Source organism: Pseudomonas sp. SM4 (genome assembly GCF_051913165.1).
In the GTDB taxonomy this organism is placed as follows: domain Bacteria; phylum Pseudomonadota; class Gammaproteobacteria; order Pseudomonadales; family Pseudomonadaceae; genus Aquipseudomonas.
On the sequence record NZ_JBODOE010000011.1, the window covers coordinates 67,361 to 90,074 of the forward strand.

Consider the following 22,714-nt stretch of genomic DNA (forward strand, 5'->3'; position numbering starts at 1 on the left):
CATCGGGGATAAATCCCCTCACCACAGGAAAGCTTTTTGGCCTCAGGAATTTTCTGTGGTCACCAGGGAAGTTCTCTGAACACAGGAACGCTTTTTGGCCACAGGAATTTTCTGTGGTCAGCAGAGAAGTTCTCTGAATACCGGAAGCTCTCTGGGCACAGGGAGGTTTGTGGCCAAGGGGAAGTTCTCTGGCCACTGATGGGTCATCCAGTTTGATGTTTCTTAACTGAGGGGTATCGCCCCATGTCGGCATCTTCAGATAGCAAATCACGCGGCTACTTCGACAGTTTCGGCAAAAGTGCCGAAGCCGAGTTCATGCCGGAAACCGCCGGCGCCTCGTTGCAGGACTCGCCGCGCTGGTCGCGGATCACCGTGTGGCTGGCGGCAGGGTTGCTGATCAGCGCGCTGGTCTGGGCCAAGTTCGCCGTGCTCGAAGAAGTGACCATGGGCGAAGGCAAGGCGATTCCGTCGAGCAAGATTCAGGTGATCCAGAACCTTGAGGGCGGCATCGTCACCGAAATTTTCGTGCGCGAAGGTCAGATGGTGAACAAGGGCGACACGCTGCTGCGCCTGGATGACACGCGCTTTCGCTCGAACAAGGGCGAAAGCGAAGCCGATCGTTATGCGTTGACGGCACAGGTCGAACGGCTGTCAGCGGAGGCCGAGGGTCGGCCATTCAAACTCTCCAATGAAGTGATCGCCAAGGCGCCGCAAGTCGCCGAAGACGAGCGCTCGCTGTACGAACAACGCCAGCGCCGCTTGGCCAGCGAGCAACGCACCCTCAGCGAACAACTGCGGCAGAAGACCCAGGAACTCGCGGAGTTTCGCTCCAAGCAAGGTCAGTTCAGCTCCAGCCTGGCGTTGCTGCAGCAGGAAATGAACATGTCCGAACCGCTGGTAAAAACCGGTGCAGTGTCACCGGTTGAAATCCTCCGGCTCAAGCGCAGTGCGGTAGAAATCCGAGGCTCATTGAACGCGACAACGCTGGCGATTCCCCGCGCCGAATCGGCGATTGCCGAGATCCGTAGCAAGATCGACGAGTCGGAGCAAACCTTCCGCTCGGAAGCGGCGAAAGAACTGAATGAGAAACGCACCGACCTGTCAAAAATCACCGCCACCAGCATCGCCATTGACGACCGCGTCACCCGCACTACCGTGACCTCACCGGTGCATGGGGTGATCAAGCAATTGAAGGTCAACACTATCGGCGGCGTGGTCCAGCCGGGCAGTGACATGGTCGAAATCGTACCGCTGGAAGACAACTTGCTGATCGAGGCCAAGGTGCGCCCGCAGGATGTCGCGTTCCTGCATCCGGGGCAGAAAGCCATGGTCAAGTTCAGTGCTTATGACTACACGATTTACGGCGGGCTGAGCGCCAAACTTGAGTTGATCGGGGCTGACACAATCACTGATGACAAGGGCAACAGTTTTTACCTGATTCAGGTGCGCACCGATAAAAACCATTTGGGCGGGGATGTAAAACCGTTGCTGATCATCCCGGGGATGGTGGCAACGGTGGACATTATTACCGGCGAGAAGAGCGTGCTGGACTACCTGCTCAAACCGGTGCTGAAAGCGCGGACCGAGGCGATGCGCGAACGCTAGAGATATCCGGATTTTGTGGTGAATTGACTGGCGTCATCGCTGGCAAGCCAGCTCCCACAGTGTCCGTGTCGGCCACAAAACCTATGAACACCTCAGAACCTGTGGGAGCTGGCTTGCCAGCGATGACGCCAGCAATAACAGCGACTATTTTTCAGCATGATTACGCTGGAAGGTCTCCTCCCCCATCGCCGCAATCTGCCCCTCGATCAACGCCTCGAACGGCTTGAGCAACGGCTCGAATGACCTCGGCGCTTCCAGCGTCTGCAACGCCTGCACAATCGCTTCAATCGTCGACAACGCCCCCGGCCCCGGTGCCTTGCGCAGGCGATAGCGCGACACGCCGCCCTCGGCCAGCGTCACCCGTGGCAACGCCGCCAGCAGCGGATTGAGGTGCAGCATCTTGCGCGCCTTGCGCCAGGTGCCGTCCGGGACTACCAGCAACAGCGGCTCATCAGATTCGCCATAAGCCTGCATCGGCTGCGCATCCTCCGCCGGAAATAACAGCCGCGCCCGATATCCCGGTTGATTCAGCAACGCCGGCAAATCCTCGAACACCTCGCCAACGACCAGCTCGGCATTGCTCAACCCCAACGCCGCCAGCCGCGCGGTATTCAACGCATGATTGACCTCGCTCGGATGCTGCAACAGCAACACCCGCGTGCGGCTGTCGAGGCTCGGGATCAGCGGACACAGACAATGGGTTTGTGGGCGCAGGCAGCGCGGGCATTGAGGTCTGGACATACTTCTTGTTCCTACAAGCTAAGCCTGATTGAGCTGGGCTTTGAGCAAATCGCGGAAGGTCTGGATCAGCGGCTCACGGCTGCGGCCCCGGCGCATGATCATCGAGAACGGAGCCTGATAACCAAAGGTCGCCGGCAGCAAAACCCGCAAATCACCCTTGTCGGCCCAGGCCTGAGCATAGTGCTCCGGCAAGTAACCGATGTAGGCGCCGGACAGCACCAGAATCAGCTGCGCTTCCATACTTTCCACGGTCGCGGCGCTGTGTTTGAAACCGTGCCGGGCCAGTTCCGCCTGGCTCCAGTAACCACGTCCGACCATGCGTTGCTGGGTGATGACTTGCTCGGGGATGCGCCGCTCGTTGAATAACGGATGGCGGCTGCTGCAATACAACCAATGTTGTTCGCGGTACAGCGGCATGTAGACCAGGCCGCTCATGCGCGTGGAGAACGCACCGATGGCCAGGTCGAGGCGGTTGTCCTGCACGCCCAATTGCAGTTCATACGGGCTCATCACCGACAAATGCAAATGCACCGCCGGGTGTTCCTGGCTGTAGGCGCCAATGGCTTCGGCGAAGGGCAAGGCCTTGTCGCTGACCGTGGAGTCGATCACGCCGAGGTTGAGCGTGCCGCGCAATTCGCCCTTGAGCGCAGCGGCGTATTGCTCGAAACCTTCGAGTTCGGCGAGCAGGCGCAAGGTTTCCTGATGGAACAGTTCGCCCTTGCTGGTCAGGCTGAACCCGCCGCGCCCGCGATGGCACAGCACCAGACCGAGCGCGGCTTCGAGCTGGCTCATGTAGGTGCTGATCGCCGAGGTCGACAGGTTGAGTTCCTGCTGCGCGTTGGCGAAACCCTGATGACGCACGACGCTGACGAAGATGCGCAAAAGTTTCAGGTCGGGTAAAGCGTTGGCCATGTCTACTCCAAGGATCGTTCCCACGCTCTGCGTGGGAATGCAGCCCGTGACGCTCTGCGTCACCTGCGAGTACGGCTGGACGCGGAGCGTCCGTAGATGCATTCCCACGCGGAGCATGGGAACGAGCAGGTGTGGAAGTCTGGCATTAGTTTAGAAAAATCTGAACTAAGTTTTTGCCCGTAGCGATTCTTTCGCCGCACTACATTTCGCATCATCGGCCCCACAGCGGCGCCCGGACCCTTTGCTGAACGGCGCGCCGATATAAATAAAACAAAGACGATGAGGCCTTACCCGTGGACAAGATTCTTCACCAACCACTGGGCGGCAACGAAATGCCGCGCTTCGGCGGCATCGCCACCATGCTCCGACTCCCCCATGTACCGACCGCTGCCGGCCTGGACGCTGCCTTTGTTGGCGTGCCACTGGACATCGGTACTTCGCTGCGCCCCGGCACCCGCTTCGGGCCACGCGATATCCGCACCGAATCGGTGATGATCCGCCCTTACAACATGGCCACCGGCGCTGCGCCGTTCGATTCGCTGGCCGTGGCCGACATCGGTGACGTGGCGATCAACACCTTCAACCTGCTCGACGCCGTGCGCATCATCGAAGAAGCCTACGACAACATCCTCGAGCACAACGTGATCCCGATGACTTTGGGTGGCGACCACACCATCACCTTGCCGATCCTGCGTGCGATTCATAAAAAGCACGGCAAGGTCGGCCTGGTGCACATCGATGCCCACGCGGACGTCAACGATCACATGTTCGGCGAGAAAATCGCCCACGGCACCACCTTCCGTCGCGCCGTCGAAGAAGGTCTGCTCGATTGCGACCGTGTCGTGCAGATCGGTCTGCGCGCCCAGGGTTACACCGCTGACGACTTCAACTGGAGCCGCGATCAGGGCTTCCGCGTCGTACAAGCGGAAGAGTGCTGGCACAAGTCGCTGGCACCGCTGATGGCCGAAGTGCGCGAGAAAGTCGGCGGCGGTCCGGTGTATCTGAGCTTCGACATCGACGGCATCGACCCGGCCTGGGCACCGGGCACCGGCACCCCGGAAATCGGTGGTCTGACGACCATTCAGGCAATTGAAATCGTCCGTGGCTGCCAAGGCCTCGACCTGATCGGTTGCGATCTGGTAGAAGTCTCGCCCGCTTATGACACCACCGGCAACACCTCGCTGCTGGCCGCCAACCTGCTGTACGAAATGCTCTGCGTACTGCCTGGCGTGGTCCATCGCTGAGGGTCGGGTCATGAACGAACGTGATCAGGTTTTGCAAGCGGCCGCCGAGCTGGTGGCCGCCTTCGCCCGTAACGATCGCGAAGCTTACTTCGGCGCCTTCAGCGCCGATGCAAGTTTCGTCTTCTACACCCTCGAACAGCCGCTGCTGTCGCGCGATGCCTATCAGGCCTTGTGGGACAGCTGGCGCGCCGAGGATGGCTTCGAGGTGCTTGCGTGCACCTCGAGCAACGCCTTCGTCAGCCTGCAAGGTGACGTGGCGATTTTCATCCATGACGTGGCCACCGAGCTGCGCATGCAAGGGGAGCAACACTTCAGCCAGGAGCGCGAGACGATTGTTTTCAAGAAACAAACGTCGAGCCTAGAACAACAAGGCCTTTGGCTGGCCTGTCACGAACATTTGTCCGCAATGCCGGAAGGGCTGCCATCCCCTTAGCCAAACAGGTGACGCCTCACGCACGATGAGGCGCGCCTTTATGATCGGAGCAGATCATGAATAACAACAACAACGACCAAAGCCTTACGCAGATTGAAACCCACGGGGTCGAACAAATCCCGGACCACGAACGCAGCGCAGGCCCGACGGACTTGTTCCGGATGATCTTCGGTGGTTCGAATACCTTTGCCACCGCCGTGCTCGGCAGTTTCCCGGTGCTGTTCGGTCTGTCGTTTCAGGCCGGCGTCTGGGCGATTGTGCTGGGCGTGCTGCTCGGCTCGCTGATCCTCGCACCGATGGGCCTGTTCGGCCCGCTCAACGGCACTAACAACGCCGTGTCGTCCGGTGCGCATTTCGGCGTGCACGGTCGCATCGTCGGTTCGTTCCTGTCGCTGTTGACCGCTATCGCGTTTTTCTCGCTCTCGGTGTGGAGTTCGGGGGATGCGCTGATCGGTGGTGCGAAACGCCTGATCGGCCTGCCGGAAACCGACCTGACTTTGGGCCTGGCCTACGGTCTGTTCGCGATTCTGGTGCTGACCGTGTGCATCTACGGCTTCCGCTTTTTGCTGTGGGTGAACAAGATCGCGGTGTGGAGCGCCAGCCTGTTATTCCTGCTGGGCATTTTCGCCTTCGCCGGTCCTTTCGACGCGCATTACGCCGGCACCGTCAGCCTCGGTCAGCCGGGCTTCTGGGCCGCGTTCATCGGCGCTGCACTGGTGGCCATGAGCAACCCGATTTCCTTCGGTGCGTTCCTCGGTGACTGGTCGCGCTACATCCCCCGTGACACCTCCAAGCAACGCATCATGGCGGCGGTGGTGCTGTCGCAGATCGCCACGTTCATCCCGTTCCTGTTCGGCCTGACCACCGCGACCATCGTCGCGATCAAGGCGCCGGACTACATCGCGGCGAACAACTATGTAGGTGGTTTGCTCGCGGTGTCGCCGAGCTGGTTCTTCCTGCCGGTGTGCCTGATTGCGGTGATCGGCGGCATGTCCACCGGCACCACCTCGCTGTATGGCACCGGGCTGGACATGTCCAGCGTGTTCCCGCGTGTTCTCTCGCGAGTGAAAGCGACGCTGCTGATCGGCGTGCTGTCGATCGCCTTCATCTTCATCGGGCGCTTTGCGGCGAACCTGGTGCAGAGCGTGTCGACTTTCGCCGTGCTGATCATCACCTGCACCACGCCATGGATGGTGATCATGATCATCGGCCTGTTGGTACGTCGCGGTTTCTACTGCCCGGATGACCTGCAAGTGTTCACGCGCGGCGAACAGGGCGGACGCTACTGGTTCAACCACGGCTGGAACTGGCGCGGTCTGGGCGCATGGATCCCGAGCGCGGCGGTCGGCCTGTGCTTCGTCAACCTGCCGGGGCAATTCGTTGGCCCGCTGGGTGAAATGGCCGGCGGCATCGACATCAGCTTGCCGGTGACCCTCGGCCTGGCCTCGGTGGTGTACCTGACGCTGCTGAGCCTGTTCCCGGAACCGCGCGAGGTGTTCGGCCCGAAGGATGAGCGCAGCCAAGTCATAGAAAAACCTGAACTGCGCCAAGCCGCCTGATTTACGCATGAACCGTAGGAGCAAGGCTTGCCCGCGAAGAACGATAACGCGGTCAGCCTGCTTGACCCTGGCGCGCCCATCGCGGGCAAGCCTTGCTCCTACAGGAAATGATTTTGGCCTCAACATAAAAAAGACAATCGGAGACACGCCATCATGGCTTTGGATTTATTCGTCGTCCTCATCTACGCCGCCGGCATGCTCTTGCTCGGCTACTTCGGCATGCGCAAAGCCAAGACCAACGAGGACTTTCTCGTCGCCGGGCGTAACCTCGGCCCAAGCCTGTACATGGGCACCATGGCCGCGACCGTACTCGGTGGTGCGTCGACCGTCGGCACCGTGCGCCTGGGCTACGTGCACGGCATTTCCGGTTTCTGGCTGTGCGCGGCACTCGGTTGCGGCATCGTCGCGCTGAACCTGTTCCTCGCCAAACCGCTGCTGAAACTGAAGATCTACACCGTCACCCAGGTCCTCGAAAAACGCTACAACCCGATGGCCCGCTCGGCGAGCGCGGCAATCATGCTGGCCTACGCACTGATGATCGGCGTGACCTCGATCCTGGCGATCGGCACCGTCCTGCAAGTGTTGTTTGACCTGCCATTCTGGGTTTCGGTACTCGTCGGTGGTGGCGTCGTGGTGATCTACTCGGCGATCGGCGGCATGTGGTCGCTGACCCTCACCGACATCGTCCAGTTCATCATCAAGACCGTTGGCCTGATGTTCATCCTGTTGCCGATCTGCCTGTACCGCGTTGGCGGTTGGGACGAGCTGGTGCTGAAACTGCCGGCCACTGCCTTCAGCTTCACCACCATCGGCTGGGACACGATCATCACCTACTTCATGATCTACTTCTTCGGCATCCTGATCGGTCAGGACATCTGGCAACGGGTGTTCACCGTCAAGACCGCGAAAGTCGCGCAATACGCCGGCAGCATCGCGGGCATCTACTGCATCGTCTACGGCCTCGCCTGCGCGCTGATCGGCATGGCCGCTCACGTGCTGATCCCGGATCTGGACAACGTCAACAACGCCTTCGCCGCCATCGTCAAACTGTCGCTGCCGGACGGCATCCGGGGTCTGGTGATCGCTGCGGCACTCGCTGCGATGATGTCCACCGCCAGCGCCGGCCTGCTCGCCGCTGCCACCACCATCACCGAAGACCTGCTGCCGAAACTGCGCGGCGGCAAACAGTCGAGCCTGGCGATCAACCGCCTGTTCACCCTGCTGACCGGTATGCTCGTGCTGGGCATCGCGTTGGTAGTGAACGATGTCATCAGCGCGCTGACCCTCGCCTATAACCTGTTGGTGGGCGGCATGCTGATCCCGCTGATCGGTGCGATCTTCTGGAAACGCGCGACCACCGCCGGCGCCATCGCCAGCATGGGTCTGGGTTTTGCCACCGCGCTGCTGTTCATGTTCAAGGACGGTCTGGACGCGAACACGCCGATCTACTACAGCCTGGCTGTGGGTCTGATCAGTTTCGTGGTGGTCAGCCTGGTCTCCCCTCGCCCGGCAACCGTGGCGAGCGCGATCTAAGCTTTGATGTAACGACTTGATGCTTTCTTCGACGGGTGTGGCGTCGGTTGCCACACCCGTTTTTTTACGTCTGGAGAAAATGATTTATGAAGATCGTTTCGCGCGATCAGTGGTTTGAAGTGCAGCACTTGAGCGATGGCATTCGGCTGATCCATGAGCCGTATATTCGGCCGTTCTATCGCTGCAACCTGTGGCATGTGCAGGGCCGCGACAAAGACCTGTTGCTCGATAGCGGCTCAGGGCTGGTCAGCCTGCGCGAGCAGTTGCCGTGGATTACCGAGCGGCCACTGGTGGCGGTGGCCAGTCATTGCCATTTCGACCATATCGCCGGGCATCATGAATTTGCTGAACGGCTGGTGCATCGCGCCGAAGCCGACATCCTCGCCGCGCCGGATGGCGAGAATGATCTGAGCCGAGCCTTTGTCGGCGACGACATGTTCGAAGCGCACCCAGATTGCCCGTTGTGTTACGCCGAATACCGGGTCAAAGCCGCGCCGGCCACCGGGTTTGTCGAGGACGGCGATGTGCTCGATCTGGGCAATCGCACGCTGCAGGTGCTGCACACACCGGGGCATTCGCCGGGCGGGATCAGCTTGTATGAGGCCGCGACTGAAACGCTGTTCAGTGGCGACATCATTTACGACGGGCCGCTGATCGAAGACGCCTACCATTCCAATCTGCAGGATTACGCCGCCAGTCTGCGACGTTTGCAGGCGTTGCCGATCCGCACCGTGCATGGCGGGCATTTCGGCAGTTTTGCCGGGGAGCGTTTGCGTTCGATGATTGACGAATGGTTGCGCGGGCACGCGTGAGGCCTGCTTCACTCAAGCAGAATAACTATCAGAAAGATCTGCCATGAGAAGAGCTGCCGTGCGTGCCGCCGTGCACCGGTTTATTCGGCGTCTGCTGGAAAACCGCGAATTCAATGACCACACCAGCCTGGTGCAATTGGGCCTGGAGAAAGCCGACATTGAGGATTTGATCTTTCATCTGGAAGATGAATTCGGACTGACGGCGTTCACCGCAGAAGAAGACCGCATGCTCAAGACCGCGAAGACCGCGAATGACTTGAGCCGGTTTTTGCTTGAGATTGGCCGGCACTGAAAGCAAAAGATCGCAGCCTTCGGCAGCTCCTACATTGATCCGTGTAGGAGCTGCCGAAGGCTGCGATCTTTTGATCTTTTATTAATGCACTACCGCCGACGAGGCTGGCGCCGACGCTGTTCGTCGTCCGTGCGGATCGGTACAGGTTGCAGAGGCGGTTCGATCAAGCCGAGGGCAACACCCAAGTCGTGTAGCCAGTTCTGAATTTTCTCTTTCATCGTCATGCCCCCTTCAGGGTGGTGCTGAGCGGCCGGAATTCTGAGGCCGCTTCGCACTGATAATAGTCCGAAGTCCTACGCAATGCTCGGCCAAATCCGCAATGATCTGTTACTGAATTGAACAGAATTCGCCGACATTGGTTCAGGCGGTTTCGCGGGTGTCGATCTGAGCCGCAGGATAGACCGCCTGCTGCACTTCCACCCAGGCGTTCAAGTTGGCCCCGACCATGCCTTTACGCCACATGAGCCACGTTGTCGCACCCACGAATGGCTCGGCCAGCGGATGCACCGCAACACTGTCACGGCCCGGCAGACTGGCGAGCATCGATTCCGACATCAGCGCCACGCCACTGCCGGCAATCACGCAGGCGAGCATGCCCTGATACGACTCGATTTCCATGGCCCGGCCCATCGCCGCGTGGTCGTGCGCAAACCACGCCTCCAGGCGCATGCGGTAGGAGCAGCCGCGGCGAAAGGTGAACACCGAACGCCCTTCGACATCGCGGGCGCTGCGAACCGGCGGATGGTCAATTTCCGTGATCAGCACCAGCCGTTCCTCGCACAACGGCACCCCATCGAGGCCGGCCAACTCCAGCGGACCATCAACCAGTGCGGCATCAAGACGCCCGGTCAACAGACCTTCGAGCAACTCGCCACTGGGCGCCGACTGCACCTGCAGATTCACTGCCGGATAAGCCTTGTGATAGCGCGCCAACAACGCCGGCAGATGAATCGCCGCCGTGCTGTACATGGTGCCGAGAACAAAATCCCCCGCCGGCTGCCCGCCCATCACTGCCGCACTGGCCTGGTCACGCAGGGCAAACAACTTGCCGGTGTAGTCCAGCAGAACCTTGCCCGCAGGCGACAGTTGCAAGCGCTGACGCTCACGAACGAACAGCTCGACGCCGAGTTGCTCTTCCAGCTGTTTGAGCCGCGTCGACAGATTCGACGGCACTCGGTGCAGGCGTTCGGCGGCGCGGGTGATCGAGCCTTCCTCGGCCACCGCCTGAAAAATCCGCAGTTGGCTGAATTCCACAAGCTTTCTCCATAACAGAACAAGTTACTCACTATTATTCAATTTTAAAGAAAGTCAATCAGTCCTAGCCTGACGGTCATTGCAGCCCTTACGGAATTCGGACCATGTCCCCCCTTATTCGCTTATCCGCCTGCTTCGTGGCCTTGATGATGGCCATGGGCATCGGGCGTTTCGCCCTCACTCCGCAAATGCCCCACCTGCTCAGCGAAGGTCAGTTTGACCTGACCGCCGCCGGTCTGATTGCGGCGGCCAACTATCTCGGTTACCTGCTCGGTGCGGTCGATGCAATGTTTGCCCATCGCCCGCAGCAGGTGCAGCGCCGCCTGCACGGCGGCCTGTGGTTGTGTGTGTTGCTGACGCTCGCATCGTTCTGGGCTGACGGCTTCTGGTCGCACCTGGTGCTGCGTTTTGGCACCGGGGTGGCGAGTGCATGGGTGCTGGTGATGATCACCTCGTTGAGTCAGCCGCTGGCGGCGGCCGCGGGTCGTCCGCGTTTGGGCGCGCTGGTTTTTGCCGGGCCGGGTTTGGGGATTTTTCTGACGGGGATATTGGCGTTGGTCTCACATCTGCTGCATCAGACGTCGGCAACGCTTTGGCTGATTTACGCCGCGGCGGCGCTGGTGATGATGCTTGGGGTTTGGCGCTTTTTGCCGCAACCTGCCGCCGCTGCGTCGATAGCCCCGGCTCAGGTCAATGCGTCGAATCGCGGTATCGGTCGTCTGGCTGTGATCTATGCGCTGTACGGCGTGGGCTACATCATCCCGGCGACGTTTCTGTCGCAGATGGCCAACGCGCAGTTTCACGGGCAGTGGCAGGCCGATCTGTTCTGGCCGTGCTTTGGTTTGGGGGCTGCGATCGGTGTGGTGCTGGTGAGCTTGCGTCGGCATGATCCCCAGACCACACGGCACTGGCTGGCGGCGACACTGTGGCTGCAAGCGGCCGGGGTGTTTGCCTGCCTGCTGAGCAGCGGATTCGGCCTGGCGCTGGGTGTGATCCTGTGTGGCACGCCGTTCCTCGCGTGCATGCAACTGGTGATGCAACGCTCGCGGGAACTGGCGCCGCATGCCACTCAACGCAATGCCGGCCTGCTCACCGCGTGCTTCGCCGTTGGCCAGCTCAGCGGCCCTTTATTGGCAGCACTGAGCAATCATTACAGCGCCAGCCTGCACCCGGCGCTGGTGATTGCCGGCAGCGGTTTGCTGATTGCCGGCGGGTTGGCCCTGCAATCGGTTAGCGCTGGCCGAGCGCTTTGCGCAAACGTCGACGCACCCACTGCTCGGCGCTGACAAAGGTGATGCCGAGCAACACCAGCACGGCGCCGATGACAAAGTTCAGGCTCAGTTGTTCGCCTAGCAGCAAGACGCCGAAGGTTACGCCAAACAGCGGCGTCATGAACGAGAACACCGCCAGATTGGCCGCCAGATAACGACGCAGCAACCAGAACCAGACCAGGTAACTGAAGAACGACACGACCAATCCCTGGAACAGCACGCTGGCCACCGCCACGGTGGTCAGGCTGACGTGGGTGATCTGACCGCTGAACAGCGCGATCAACAGCAGGCCGAGGAAGCCGACGATCAACTGATAAAACAGGGTCAACGTTACCGGCGCTTCCGACAATCGCGAAGCGCGCACCACTACCGTGGTCGCGCCCCAGCAGGCACCCGCCAACACACCAAAGGCATCGCCCAGAAGCATGCGCCGGTCGAGGTTGTCCCACGACACGCCGCCAGCGAAAGCAATCGCGATGCCGATAAATGCGAGCAGAATCCCCAACCATTGCAACGGTCGCAAGCGCTCGCTGGCCAACAGGAAATGCACGCCCAGCGCGGTGAAAATCGGCGCGGTGTAGAGGAACACCGACATGTGCGCGGCGGTGGTCAGTTGCAGGCCTTCAGCAATGAAGAAGAACTCCAGGCCGAACAACGCACCGGCCAGCAGACCGCCACGCCAGGTAACGCCGACCTGATCCCAGCCGCCCTTCCAGCAGATCAGCAACCCCACCAGCAACGCAGAGATTCCCGAGCGCGCCGCCGCTTGCATCACCGGTGCTATGTCCGGCGCGGCCCACTTGATCATCACCTGCTGCACGCCCCAGATCAGGCACAGGCCGATCATCACTTGCAGGGCAAAACGGTCGGCATTACGCCGCTCGACAATCACCGTAACACCTCGAACACACACAACATGGCAGGCCATCCAATGGTCAAAAAACAGTGCCGGGGATTATCAATCAGTCAGACGGAAAAAGGCGTCTGGAAAAGACATTTAGTTCGTCAGTGGCGTCAGCGCTGAATGGCTGTCGGCTGCGCCGCCATTCGCTGGCAAGCCAGCTCCCACAGTGAACGGGTTGCTCACTGAATGTTTGTTCAACACCAAACCCTGTGGGAGCTGGCTTGCCAGCGATGGCGTCAGTTCAATCAACCCTGCTCATGGATCTGAATGCAGTCGTTTAGCCAACAAAAACCCGACGGTACAAGCCACAGCAGTGGCAAACGTCCCCCACGCCCAATCCATCAACGACACCTGCACCGACCACCCGCGCAGCGTCGCCCAATTGGTCAGGTCATACGTGCCATACGCCACCAGCCCCAACAAGGCGCCCATCTTCGCCGCCCGCTGCCAGCTCACTGCCGGCAACACCACAAACACCAGACAACCAAAAACATACAGGCAATAAAAAACCGCTGCCGGAACCAGCAGCGGTTTTTCGAGCATCAGCGAACCGAGCAGTTCGCGATAGGTCGGCGCCATCAACAGCCCGAGCCAGATGCCATCCAGCAGCAGAAACGTCACCAGCGTGGCAACGTAAGCCATCAGCGTTCTTTTCATCACACCGCCCTCAATGTAGGAGCTGCCGAAGGCTGCGATCTTTTGACTTTGTTTTTAAAAGACAAGATCAAAAGATCGCAGCCTTCGGCAGCTCCTACATGGGGCCAGCGGTGGCTCAGGTTAGTTCAATGCGATCGGCATGGATGACGATCTTGCCTTCTTTGTACAGTGAGCCGATGGCCTTCTTGAAGTTGCCTTTGCTGACGCCGAACAGGCTGCTGATCAAGGCCGGATCGCTCTTGTCGCTGACCGGCAGCGTGCCGCTGTTGTCGCGCAACTTGGCGAGGATCTTCGAGTTCAGGCTGCTGGCCGCTTCCTGGCCAACCGGTTGCAGGCTCAGGGCAATCTTGCCGTCGGCACGCACTTCCTTGATGTAGCCCTTCTCGCTCATGCCGGCGCGCATGAACTTGAAGATTTCGTTCTTGTGGATCAAACCCCAGTGCTTGTTGTTGATGATCGCCTTGAAGCCCATGTCGGTAGCTTCGGCAACCAGCAAATCAACTTCCTGGCCTTGGCTGTAGTTGGCCGGGGTCTTGTCGAGGTAGCGATCCAGACGCGCCGTGGCGGTGATGCGGCGGGTGTGTTTGTCGAGGTAGACGTGCACCACGCAGTATTCACCGGCGGTCATCTGCCGTTTCTCTTCGGAATACGGCAACAACAGATCTTTCGGCAGGCCCCAATCGAGGAACACGCCGATGCTGTTGACTTCAACAACTTTCAGGCTGGCGAATTCGCCGACCTGAACTTTTGGTTTTTCCGTGGTAGCGAGAAGTTTGTCTTCGCTGTCCAGATATACAAATACGTTGAGCCAGTCTTCATCTTCGCTGGGAATATCTTTAGGGATATAACGGTTGGGCAAAAGAATTTCGCCGTCGGCACCGCCGTCCAGATATAAACCGAAGTTAGTGTGTTTAACCACTTGCAAACTGTTGTAACGCCCGACTAAAGCCATTTCCAGAACCCTCATTGCGTGGGCGGCATTCTACCCGTTTTTGCCGTGAACGTTGGCCGGCAGATCCTTGGATGACGGAAAATCCCGCGCAATGCTCTGATTTGCCGTGGTCGCGCCTGCTCGGGGCGCCGCTCGTCAGTCCGGAGCAGCACCTCGCGGCAAATCGCCACAGTGCATTTTCTATTAAATGTTCTTATTTAAAACAGCAGGTTAGACCGATATTTCGAAGATTGAATCGAGAGTAATGCAGCGCGCAGGTTGGTTATTCCGGGGGATATTTACCAAGCAATTGTCAAGTTATTCCTGTACGATGCCTGGCCGAGTTACTTTTCTACAGGTTAATGGCCGCCATGCGTGTAAAAGCATCCACCAGCAAAGCAAAGCCAGCTCCAGCCGTTGAAACCAGCGAATCGATCAACGATCAGATCGCAGCGTTCCTCAAGTCCGGCGGCGAGATCCAGCAAATTGCCAAAGGCGTCAGTGGCCAGACGTTCGGCCCGTCCAAGCAGATCAGCCTGGGCAAAAAGTAATACCCGGTTTTACACCCGTCCAGAGGCGCTTTGAGCTTCGAAGCGTCTGGACTGGCACCGCGCAACACCCCCTCCGTTTTAAACCAACCCAATAGCAAAATTGCAGAAATCGACGAACGGCCATCAATGCCGAGCATTCGCCGGTATCCTTGCACGCGTCTAGATCAAGCGTTTCAGCAGGCCATATGCCCTGCGCTCGCTGTTCATGGAGTGACGCATGCGCAAAACATCCTGTTTATTGCTTGTGAGCCTGCTGGCTGGCACGAGCGCGCACGCCCAGGTTTTCCAGCGTGAACTCGGCGACTTCGACCTCAAGCTCGGCACTACACCCACGCGGAGCATGGCCCAGGGCCTGGTCAAACCTTCGGCAGCCGGTTCATTTCATGGCGGTCTCGATCTGAGCCACGACAGCGGCCTCTACGTCGGCCAGTACGCACCGAGCATGGGCATCACGCCGGGCAAGAATCTGGAAATCGACTCCTACGTCGGCTTCAAGCAGCCTTTTGATCAGACTCTCGGCTATGAAGTCGGGATGATCCACTACAGCTATCCCAGCGTGGAAACCCTCGACAGCCAAGAGCTGTTCGGCGGTCTGACCCTTCTCGGCAGCCGTTTCGGCGTGGCCCTGAGCAACGACCCGGATAAACAGAACAACACCCTGTTTGCCGACCTTGGCGGCAATCAGCCGTTCGGCATCGGTGTCAGCATGAAATACACCACTCACCAATTGAACACACCAGTGGCCGTGGACGGTGGGTACGTCAGCAGTTTCACTGATTGGTCGGTGAAACTGTCCCGGCCGTTCATGGGTGTCGACCTCGACCTGATCTACAGCAATTCCAGCCTCAGCGGCAGCGATTGCTCGGCCTATTCCGGGCACAACAGCCAGTGCGACGGCCTCGTCACCCTCAAGGCCGAACGCGCGTTCTATTGATTGGCTGAACTGCCGCGCGCATCCTGCATCACATAAGAATCAGACTTTCGAAGCCAGGCCATCGCAAGGATTCGCCCATGTCTCGCTGGTTCAAGCACATCGCCGCATTGTTGATCTTCACCCTCGCCCTCGGCGCCTGCAGTCGCGTCGGCCTGGCCTATCGCAACCTCGACGTGATCATTCCGTGGACGCTCAGCGACTATCTGGACATGAACGGCGAGCAAAAGGACTGGTTTAACGAGCGACTCAAAGAGCACCTGAACTGGCATTGCACCACGCAACTGCCAGGTTATCTGGACTGGCTGGATCGTTTACAGAGCATGGTCGAGAGCAACCAGATCACCGACGCCGCGTTGCAGGCGCGCACTGCCGAAGCCAAGCAGGCGATTGCCGAAACGGCGAAGGCAATCACGCCTTCGGCCATCGAGTTGTTGCAAGGCCTGGACGATAAACAAGTGGCCGAGATGAATGACGCGTTTGCCAAGGACCTGCGCAAGCGTCAGCAGGAATACCTCAAACCGCCGCTTGATCAACAGATTGCCGAGCGTGGCGCACGCATGGTCAAACGCCTGAACGACTGGCTGGGGCCGTTGAGCGCTACGCAGGAACAGCGAGTAATGGCGTGGTCGACCGCACTGGGCGATCAATACACCCAATGGATCGCCAACCGGGCCCATTGGCAGAAGCAGTTCAGTGCAGCCGTCGCACAGCGTAAAAGCCCCGAATTCCCACAGAGAATCGAGACGCTGCTGGTCAATCGCGAGAGTTTATGGACAGCGGATTACCGCAAGGCCTTCGCCGATACCGAGGCGCAGGGACGCTCGCTGGCGGTTGACCTGATGGCTGAAAGCACGCCGCAACAGCGGCAGCGGTTGTTGAAGAAGATTGAGGGGGTGCGCAAAGATTTCAACGACCTCAAGTGCCTGAAGGCCGCGCAAAAAAACTGAACATACCGAAATCCAATGTAGGAGTGAGCCTGCTCGCGATAACGGACTTCCAGTGACATCAATGTTGACTGGAAGACCGCTATCGCGAGCAGGCTCACTCCTACAGGGTACAGGGGATCTGCGTGAACTCAGGCGATCTGGGCTTTTGAAGCCACTTCATCAAACGTCGCCTCGGCCAGCGGATCCTCCTGCTCATCCAGCACTTGGCGCGGGTGGTCATTACCGGGGATGCTGCTGTCGATCAGGCTCAGCAGGCTGGAACCGCGTGGGGTCAGCACAAAATTGTTTCCCGTGCTGCCCTCTTCATCCGGGCGCGGTGCGATATAGCCGCGCAGGAGCAACAACCTTTCATAGTCGCAAGCCAGTGTTTTCAGGTGATCAAGGTTCTCGATCGGCTCGCCGGCGCTGGCTTTCTCCGCCGCATAGTCTTCGGCATAAGCCCGTGGGGCAAAGCTGTGGCCCGCACTGTTCTGCACTTCGTGCAGCAAACGTTCAATCAAATCCCAGTTATAAGTCGTCATCCTGATACAACCTCCGGTGCGCGTGATTAATGGCGCGTTCATAGGTTGTGACCGGAGTAGCTCGCAGCCGTTCAGCCGCATGTTCTACGGCGACCGACCGGCGGTCTGTCGATTTCACGCCGGGTTAAACGACTAGTCTGAAACAGACGGTTTCAACCCCGCAGGAGAAATCATCATGAACGTTGAGAATCATCCAGTGGTGTCGCGCGAAGAATGGCTCGCCGCCCGCAAACAACATCTCGCCGACGAAAAAGCCTTCACCCAACAACGCGACCGCCTCAGCGCCCAACGTCGTGCCTTGCCCTGGGTGAAGGTCGACAAGGACTACCACTTTCAAGGCCCGAGCGGCGAACTGAAACTGGCCGACCTGTTTGGCCAACACAGCCAGTTGATCGTTTACCACTTCATGTTCGCCAAGGATTGGGAGGAAGGCTGCCAGGGCTGCTCCTTCCTCAGCGATCACATCGACGGCGCCAACCAGCATCTGGCCCATCACGACATTGCGGTGGTGGCTGTTTCTCACGCGCCATTCAATGAGTTTCAGGACTTCAAACGGCGGATGGGCTGGAAGTTTGACTGGGTGTCGTCAGAGGGCTGCGACTTCAACTATGACTTCGGCGTGTGCGCCCGTGCTGAAGATGTCGCCGCTGGAAAGGCTACGTACAACTACGAAAAGACTGACAGCGCCGAGGAGGAAATGCCGGGGCTGAGCGTGTTTTATCGCGACTCAAAGGGCGACATCTTCCACACCTATTCAACTTACGCACGTGGCCTGGACATGTTGGTCGGCGCCTACAACTACCTCGACCTGACGCCCAAGGGCCGCAATGAGGACGAGATCATGGAGTGGGTGCGGCATCATGATCGTTATGAAGGCGATTCCAGGTCGAGTTGCTGTCACTCCGAGTGATGAGCAATGAACTTTTCGCCCTCTCATGGCCTCAACCGGTTAACCCGCCTTAACCGGAACTGAGGCCTGCCCCGATGAAAACCCTGATCAAGCTCACCCTCGCCGCCACCCTCGCCTGCGCCCTGCCCGTCTGGGCCTGTACGCCGGAAGAGGCCACCGCCAAACGTGAACAACTGGCCAAGGAAGTTGCCAAGCTCACCGAACAGAATCCGGCCAAGGCCAAAGAGATCAACGCCGAGTTGCAGAAGATGGATCTGGGCACGGCCAGCAAGGATTTGCCGGACAAGTGCCAGCTGATTGATCAGCGATTGAAAGAGTTGGGTACCGCCGAAAAGAAAGCCGACAGCTAAAAGAAAAAGATCGCAGCCTGCGGCAGCTCCTACACCAAACCCTGTAGGAGCTGCCGCAGGCTGCGATCTTTTGCCTTTATAAATGCACAAATGCATTTATTTATTTGCACAAACGCATATCCGCATCTACGGTTACATCGAGCAAAGAGATCGGCAACCGCCATCGGAGATGGCAACCCTGAAGCGCCGATCGCTCGGCAACACCCTTACAAGCGGGACGCTTGTTTTCATTCATGGAGGATTGAAAATGTTAACCACTGAAGCAAGACCCTTTACCAGTGAATCACTGCCAAGGTGCCTCATCGGCCATCTGCTCGACCCACAACTGGTCGAAGTCGAAGCGGCCGAACATGCCAGCGCGCTTGCCGCTGGCAGCCTGAACTTCAACATGCAGCAACAAACCCAGACCAACTGGTGCTGGGCTGCCGTGTCCGCCTCGGTTGGCAACTACTACGGCACCGGCAACTGGACGCAGTGCGGTGTCGCCAGCACTCAGCTCGATCGCAATTGCTGCAATCAGCCGGGGCCGTGCAATGTTTACGGCTATCTGGATTCGGCGCTGCAAACCACCCGCAGCTACAACGGCATGAATCAGGGCTCGTTGCAGATGTCGGCGATCCAGAACCAGATCAGCATGGGCCGCCCGGTCGGCCTGCGTTGCGCTTGGTACGGCGGCGGTGCGCACTTCCTGACGATCTACGGCACCAACGGCGATTACGTGCTGGTCGCGGACTCGATCTATGGTTATTCGACCCGTGCGCTGAATGCCTTTCCCCGTGCCTACAACGGTGGCGGCAACTGGACTCACACTTACTTCACGGTCAAAAACTAGGAGGGCGACATCATGCAACTGACTTATCCAAAGGCGCCTTCCAACGGCGTACAGACTTTGCGCCCGGCGCTGCAAGCCGCACTGCAAACCCACGGTTTTGGCGCCAACCGCCAGTTCGCCAACGCTGCACCTGCGAAAATCAGCCTCAGTGAAGCCTATCGTGGCTACTCGCTCAGCCTGGATGACCTGAGCAACGGCAAAGGCCTGAAAGACGCGCGGATCGGCGATTGGCATTACCTGGTGTTTGCCGATGGCGTGACGATTGCCGATGCGCAACTGGCCGAGGTTCGCGGCCACGTCGAGTTCGCCTCGCTCAACCACGGCAGCCATGCCGCTGCCACCGTCAGTGCGCTGAAACTGGCGGAGCAGGCGCCGCAGTTGCAGGGTAAAAGCGTCGAACTGCGTGTGCTGTTTGTCTCGGCACTGCACGTTGTGGCGATCTGGCTGCACTCCGCTGGCGAAGATGTGCTGATCCCGATCGAGCCGACCCCGAAGGAACTGGCGAGCCCCCGGTTGTACGCTGAAGCGGCATTACTGGTGCAGTTGAAGCCGGCAGCCGAGCAAGCCAAGCGGCGCTTCGACGCCGACACCAGTGGCCAACTCGGCAACTGATGGACGAAAAAAAACCCGGACACTGTCCGGGTTTTTTTGTGCGCCTGAAACGACTTATTCAGCCGCTGGCTCTGCCGGCTTGCGGCGCTTGAGCGGCGCCATGCCGTCGCTGCTGACCAACGAGTCCGGCTTAGGACGGTTGACGCTCTTGCGCTTGGTCGGCGTCTTGGCGGCAGTTTTCTTCTTGTCGCCCTTGGCGTCAGTCTTTTTCTTCTTCACGCCAACGGCTTTGCCCGAGGCCTTGACCTTCTTCGGACCGCCATAGACGCCTTTGACTTCCTTGATGGTGCGACGCTCGAAGCTCTGCTTGAGGTAGCGCTCGATGCTCGACATCAGGTTCCAGTCGCCGTGGCAGATCAGCGAGATCGCCAGGCCGTCGTTCCCGGCGCGGCCAGTACGACCGATGCGGTGCACGTACTCGTCGCCGCTGCGTGGCATGTCGAAGTTGATCACCATGTCCAGACCATCAACGTCCAGACCACGGGCTGCAACGTCGGTCGCCACGAGGATCTTCACGCCGCCCTGCTTCAGACGATCGATCGCCAGTTTGCGATCCTTCTGGTCTTTCTCGCCGTGCAGTACGAACGCTTTGTATTCCTGAGCCACCAGACGACCATAGATACGGTCGGCCATGGCGCGGGTGTTGGTGAAGATGATCGCCTTCTGGTAGGTCTCGTTGGCCAGCAGCCAGTTCACGATCTGCTCTTTGTGCTGATTGTGGTCGGCGGTGATGATTTGCTGACGGGTGGTCGAGTTCAACTGACTGACCGCGTTGAGCTGCAAGTGCTCAGGGTTGTTCAGCACCTTGGCGATCATCTCGCGCAGGCCGGAACCACCGGTGGTGGCCGAGAACAGCATGGTCTGCTGACGGTTCGGGCATTCGTCGACCAGACGCTGAACGTCTTCGGAGAAGCCCATGTCGAGCATGCGGTCGGCTTCGTCGAGCACCAGCACTTCGACTTCTTTCAGGTCGAGGTTGCCGGCGTTGAGTTGCTCGATCATCCGGCCCGGGGTGCCGATGAGAATGTCCGGCACCTTGCGCAGCATGGCGGCCTGGACCTTGAAGTCTTCACCGCCGGTGATCAGGCCGGATTTGATGAAAGTGAACTGCGAAAAGCGTTCAACTTCCTTCAGCGTCTGCTGGGCCAGCTCGCGGGTCGGCAGCAGGATCAGCGTCTTGATGCTGACACGAACCTTGGCCGGGCCGATCAGGCGATTGAGGATCGGCAGAACGAAAGCGGCGGTTTTGCCGCTACCGGTTTGCGCAGTCACCCGCAAATCACGCCCTTGGAGCGCCAGCGGAATGGCCGCGGCTTGCACAGGCGTTGGCTCGACAAATTTCAGCTCGGCCACAGCTTTAAGCAGGCGTTCGTGCAGGGCGAATTGGGAAAACACGGGTGCTACCTCGAAGATATGCAAAAAAACAGCTGCATAGGTTACCGGTTTCGAGCGCTCAGGCCGAGTTTCTTTGTGCAAACGGCAGCAATCAGTGCTTTTTTTGTTGCTCGATTTGTCTCCAACGGTAATACGCGACGTCTTAAATGCTCTAATCGCCCATCGCGTCTTACAGAAGAATCGTTGCTCATATGGATTTCAAACAGCTCTGGCTCAACGCCCAGGACCTCTGGGGCACTCTCGAACAGCATCCGCTCTTGCAGGCCGGCCTCGCCCTGACGGTGTTGCTGGTGGTCGCGCTGGTACTCGGACGAGTGGCTCGTTATCTGATCCTGCACGCCAGCCGCATGCTCGGGCGCCAACCGGCGCTGCACTGGATCAATGACTTTCGCCACAACAAGGTGTTTCAGCGCCTGGCGCAGATGACGCCATCGCTGGTGATTCAGTTCGGCCTGCACCTGGTGCCGGAACTGAGCAAGACCGCCATGACCTTTCTCGGCAATGTGGCGCTGTCGTTCACCATTCTGTTCCTGTTGCTGGCGGTGAGCGCCCTGCTCAATGCCCTGCTGGACATCTACGCCCGTACCGAACACGCCCGCACACGCTCGATCAAAGGCTATGTGCAACTGGCGAAAATGGTCTTGTACGTATTTGGCGCGATCATCATCGTTGCCACATTGATCGACCGCTCGCCGTTGTTGCTGCTGTCCGGTCTCGGTGCCATGTCGGCGGTGATTCTGTTGGTCTACAAGGACACGCTGCTGTCGTTCGTTGCCAGCGTGCAATTGACCAGCAACGACATGCTACGGGTCGGCGACTGGATCGAAATGCCGCAAGTCGGCGCCGATGGCGATGTGGTCGACATCACCCTGCACACGGTCAAGGTGCAGAATTTCGACAAGACCATCGTTTCGATCCCGACCTGGCGCTTGATGTCCGAATCGTTCAAGAACTGGCGCGGCATGCAGCAATCCGGTGGGCGGCGGATCAAACGCAGCCTGTTCATCGACGCCAGCGGCGTACGTTTCATCCGCGATGACGAAGAAGAGAAGCTCTCCCAGGTGCATCTGCTGACCGACTACATGAGCCGCAAGAAAGCCGAGCTCAAGGCGTGGAACGAGGCACAGGGCAACGTCGCGGCGATGTCGGCCAACCGCCGGCGCATGACCAACATCGGCACCTTCCGCGCGTATGCATTGGCGTATCTGAAGAGTCATCCGGAGATTCAGCCGAACATGACCTGCATGGTCCGCCAGATGCAAACCACGGCGCAGGGCATTCCGCTGGAGATCTATTGCTTCACCCGCACCACGGTGTGGGCCGATTACGAGCGGATTCAGGGGGATATTTTTGATTATCTGCTGGCGGTGCTGCCGGAGTTTGGCTTGAGCCTGTATCAGCAGCCGAGTGGCGGGGATTTGCGTTCGGGGCTGCTGCCGGCGGTGCTCGGCGCGGCTAGCATCCCCGAGCCGCAAAAACACCTGATGTAACCCCATCCCCATGTAGGAGCTGCC

25 protein-coding genes are annotated in these 22,714 nt (G+C 59.2%); 16 read left to right on the forward strand and 9 right to left on the reverse strand.

Features of this window, described 5'->3' with window-relative positions:
- Positions 1-243: 243 nt before the first annotated feature.
- Positions 244-1,605, forward strand: coding sequence for an HlyD family type I secretion periplasmic adaptor subunit (locus ACQ4MY_RS20330; RefSeq protein WP_440096272.1), 1,362 nt, complete (start codon positions 244-246; stop codon positions 1,603-1,605).
- A gap of 144 nt (positions 1,606-1,749) precedes the next feature.
- Here ACQ4MY_RS20330 and ACQ4MY_RS20335 read toward each other — a convergent pair whose 3' ends face one another.
- Together ACQ4MY_RS20335 and ACQ4MY_RS20340 are read right to left on the reverse strand one after the other, a co-directional pair.
- A complete protein-coding gene (locus ACQ4MY_RS20335) occupies positions 1,750-2,346 on the reverse strand; it encodes a tRNA-uridine aminocarboxypropyltransferase (protein WP_440096273.1) in 597 nt (198 codons plus the stop codon).
- 18 nt (positions 2,347-2,364) lie between these two features.
- A complete protein-coding gene (locus ACQ4MY_RS20340) occupies positions 2,365-3,258 on the reverse strand; it encodes a LysR family transcriptional regulator (protein ID WP_007956593.1) in 894 nt (297 codons plus the stop codon).
- A gap of 293 nt (positions 3,259-3,551) precedes the next feature.
- Here ACQ4MY_RS20340 and speB point away from each other — a divergent pair, with 293 nt between their 5' ends.
- The 6 genes from speB (at position 3,552) to ACQ4MY_RS20370 (ending at position 9,131) form a co-directional block, all read left to right on the forward strand.
- Complete coding sequence (gene speB, locus ACQ4MY_RS20345; RefSeq protein ID WP_008086245.1) at positions 3,552-4,502, forward strand: agmatinase; 951 nt, start codon at positions 3,552-3,554, stop codon at positions 4,500-4,502.
- A 10-nt stretch (positions 4,503-4,512) separates the two neighbouring features.
- On the forward strand, positions 4,513-4,935 hold the full coding sequence (locus ACQ4MY_RS20350; RefSeq protein ID WP_440096274.1) for a YybH family protein: 423 nt from the start codon (positions 4,513-4,515) through the stop codon (positions 4,933-4,935).
- A gap of 56 nt (positions 4,936-4,991) precedes the next feature.
- Positions 4,992-6,494, forward strand: coding sequence for a purine-cytosine permease family protein (locus ACQ4MY_RS20355; RefSeq protein WP_440096275.1), 1,503 nt, complete (start codon positions 4,992-4,994; stop codon positions 6,492-6,494).
- A gap of 153 nt (positions 6,495-6,647) precedes the next feature.
- Positions 6,648-8,027: a sodium:solute symporter gene (locus tag ACQ4MY_RS20360; RefSeq protein WP_008086238.1), complete on the forward strand. Its 1,380-nt coding sequence runs from the start codon at positions 6,648-6,650 to the stop codon at positions 8,025-8,027.
- Between the two features lie 86 nt (positions 8,028-8,113).
- Positions 8,114-8,839 carry an MBL fold metallo-hydrolase gene (locus ACQ4MY_RS20365; protein ID WP_440096276.1) on the forward strand — a complete coding sequence of 242 codons (726 nt, stop codon included), beginning with the start codon at positions 8,114-8,116 and terminating at the stop codon, positions 8,837-8,839.
- Positions 8,840-8,882: 43 nt separating this feature from the next.
- Entirely contained in the window at positions 8,883-9,131 is a 249-nt protein-coding gene (locus ACQ4MY_RS20370; RefSeq protein WP_008086233.1) for a hypothetical protein, read from the forward strand.
- Between the two features lie 89 nt (positions 9,132-9,220).
- Here ACQ4MY_RS20370 and ACQ4MY_RS20375 read toward each other — a convergent pair whose 3' ends face one another.
- Positions 9,221-9,349, reverse strand: coding sequence for a PA1414 family protein (locus ACQ4MY_RS20375; RefSeq protein WP_003184145.1), 129 nt, complete (start codon positions 9,347-9,349; stop codon positions 9,221-9,223).
- Between the two features lie 142 nt (positions 9,350-9,491).
- Positions 9,492-10,385 carry a putrescine utilization regulator PtrR gene (gene ptrR, locus ACQ4MY_RS20380; RefSeq protein ID WP_008086231.1) on the reverse strand — a complete coding sequence of 298 codons (894 nt, stop codon included), beginning with the start codon at positions 10,383-10,385 and terminating at the stop codon, positions 9,492-9,494.
- Between the two features lie 104 nt (positions 10,386-10,489).
- Between ptrR and ACQ4MY_RS20385 the strand changes: the two genes are divergently transcribed.
- The gene (locus ACQ4MY_RS20385; protein ID WP_440096277.1) at positions 10,490-11,671 is read left to right on the forward strand and encodes an MFS transporter; all 1,182 of its coding nucleotides are present in this window, start codon (positions 10,490-10,492) and stop codon (positions 11,669-11,671) included.
- Here ACQ4MY_RS20385 and ACQ4MY_RS20390 read toward each other — a convergent pair.
- The 3 genes from ACQ4MY_RS20390 to ACQ4MY_RS20400 form a co-directional block, all read right to left on the reverse strand.
- Complete coding sequence (locus ACQ4MY_RS20390) at positions 11,616-12,503, reverse strand: DMT family transporter (RefSeq protein WP_440096387.1); 888 nt, start codon at positions 12,501-12,503, stop codon at positions 11,616-11,618. The genes ACQ4MY_RS20385 and ACQ4MY_RS20390 overlap by 56 nt on opposite strands.
- Before the next feature lie 312 nt (positions 12,504-12,815).
- Positions 12,816-13,217 carry a DUF2177 family protein gene (locus ACQ4MY_RS20395; protein ID WP_158836270.1) on the reverse strand — a complete coding sequence of 134 codons (402 nt, stop codon included), beginning with the start codon at positions 13,215-13,217 and terminating at the stop codon, positions 12,816-12,818.
- A gap of 115 nt (positions 13,218-13,332) precedes the next feature.
- Positions 13,333-14,169 (reverse strand): CvfB family protein, encoded by an 837-nt coding sequence (locus ACQ4MY_RS20400; protein ID WP_008086223.1) that lies wholly within the window; start codon positions 14,167-14,169, stop codon positions 13,333-13,335.
- Between the two features lie 341 nt (positions 14,170-14,510).
- Between ACQ4MY_RS20400 and ACQ4MY_RS20405 the strand changes: the two genes are divergently transcribed.
- From ACQ4MY_RS20405 to ACQ4MY_RS20415, 3 genes are all read left to right on the forward strand, one after another.
- Positions 14,511-14,699 (forward strand): hypothetical protein, encoded by a 189-nt coding sequence (locus tag ACQ4MY_RS20405; RefSeq protein ID WP_016985943.1) that lies wholly within the window; start codon positions 14,511-14,513, stop codon positions 14,697-14,699.
- A 217-nt stretch (positions 14,700-14,916) separates the two neighbouring features.
- Positions 14,917-15,633: a TorF family putative porin gene (locus ACQ4MY_RS20410; protein ID WP_008086221.1), complete on the forward strand. Its 717-nt coding sequence runs from the start codon at positions 14,917-14,919 to the stop codon at positions 15,631-15,633.
- Between the two features lie 77 nt (positions 15,634-15,710).
- Complete coding sequence (locus tag ACQ4MY_RS20415) at positions 15,711-16,580, forward strand: DUF6279 family lipoprotein (RefSeq protein WP_008086219.1); 870 nt, start codon at positions 15,711-15,713, stop codon at positions 16,578-16,580.
- A gap of 128 nt (positions 16,581-16,708) precedes the next feature.
- On the opposite strand, the gene ACQ4MY_RS20420 is transcribed toward ACQ4MY_RS20415, so the two are convergent.
- Complete coding sequence (locus tag ACQ4MY_RS20420; protein WP_008086217.1) at positions 16,709-17,101, reverse strand: hypothetical protein; 393 nt, start codon at positions 17,099-17,101, stop codon at positions 16,709-16,711.
- A gap of 175 nt (positions 17,102-17,276) precedes the next feature.
- Between ACQ4MY_RS20420 and ACQ4MY_RS20425 the strand changes: the two genes are divergently transcribed.
- The 4 genes from ACQ4MY_RS20425 (at position 17,277) to ACQ4MY_RS20440 (ending at position 19,805) form a co-directional block, all read left to right on the forward strand.
- Positions 17,277-18,011, forward strand: coding sequence for a DUF899 domain-containing protein (locus ACQ4MY_RS20425; RefSeq protein ID WP_440096278.1), 735 nt, complete (start codon positions 17,277-17,279; stop codon positions 18,009-18,011).
- Positions 18,012-18,085: 74 nt separating this feature from the next.
- A complete protein-coding gene (locus ACQ4MY_RS20430) occupies positions 18,086-18,361 on the forward strand; it encodes a hypothetical protein (RefSeq protein WP_008088865.1) in 276 nt (91 codons plus the stop codon).
- A 247-nt stretch (positions 18,362-18,608) separates the two neighbouring features.
- Positions 18,609-19,193, forward strand: coding sequence for a papain-like cysteine protease family protein (locus ACQ4MY_RS20435; RefSeq protein WP_008088867.1), 585 nt, complete (start codon positions 18,609-18,611; stop codon positions 19,191-19,193).
- 12 nt (positions 19,194-19,205) lie between these two features.
- The gene (locus ACQ4MY_RS20440) at positions 19,206-19,805 is read left to right on the forward strand and encodes a hypothetical protein (protein ID WP_440096279.1); all 600 of its coding nucleotides are present in this window, start codon (positions 19,206-19,208) and stop codon (positions 19,803-19,805) included.
- Between the two features lie 54 nt (positions 19,806-19,859).
- Here ACQ4MY_RS20440 and ACQ4MY_RS20445 read toward each other — a convergent pair whose 3' ends face one another.
- Positions 19,860-21,200, reverse strand: coding sequence for a DEAD/DEAH box helicase (locus ACQ4MY_RS20445; protein ID WP_158829240.1), 1,341 nt, complete (start codon positions 21,198-21,200; stop codon positions 19,860-19,862).
- 191 nt (positions 21,201-21,391) lie between these two features.
- Here ACQ4MY_RS20445 and ACQ4MY_RS20450 point away from each other — a divergent pair, with 191 nt between their 5' ends.
- Entirely contained in the window at positions 21,392-22,690 is a 1,299-nt protein-coding gene (locus tag ACQ4MY_RS20450) for a mechanosensitive ion channel family protein (RefSeq protein ID WP_008088873.1), read from the forward strand.
- Positions 22,691-22,714: the final 24 nt, after the last annotated feature.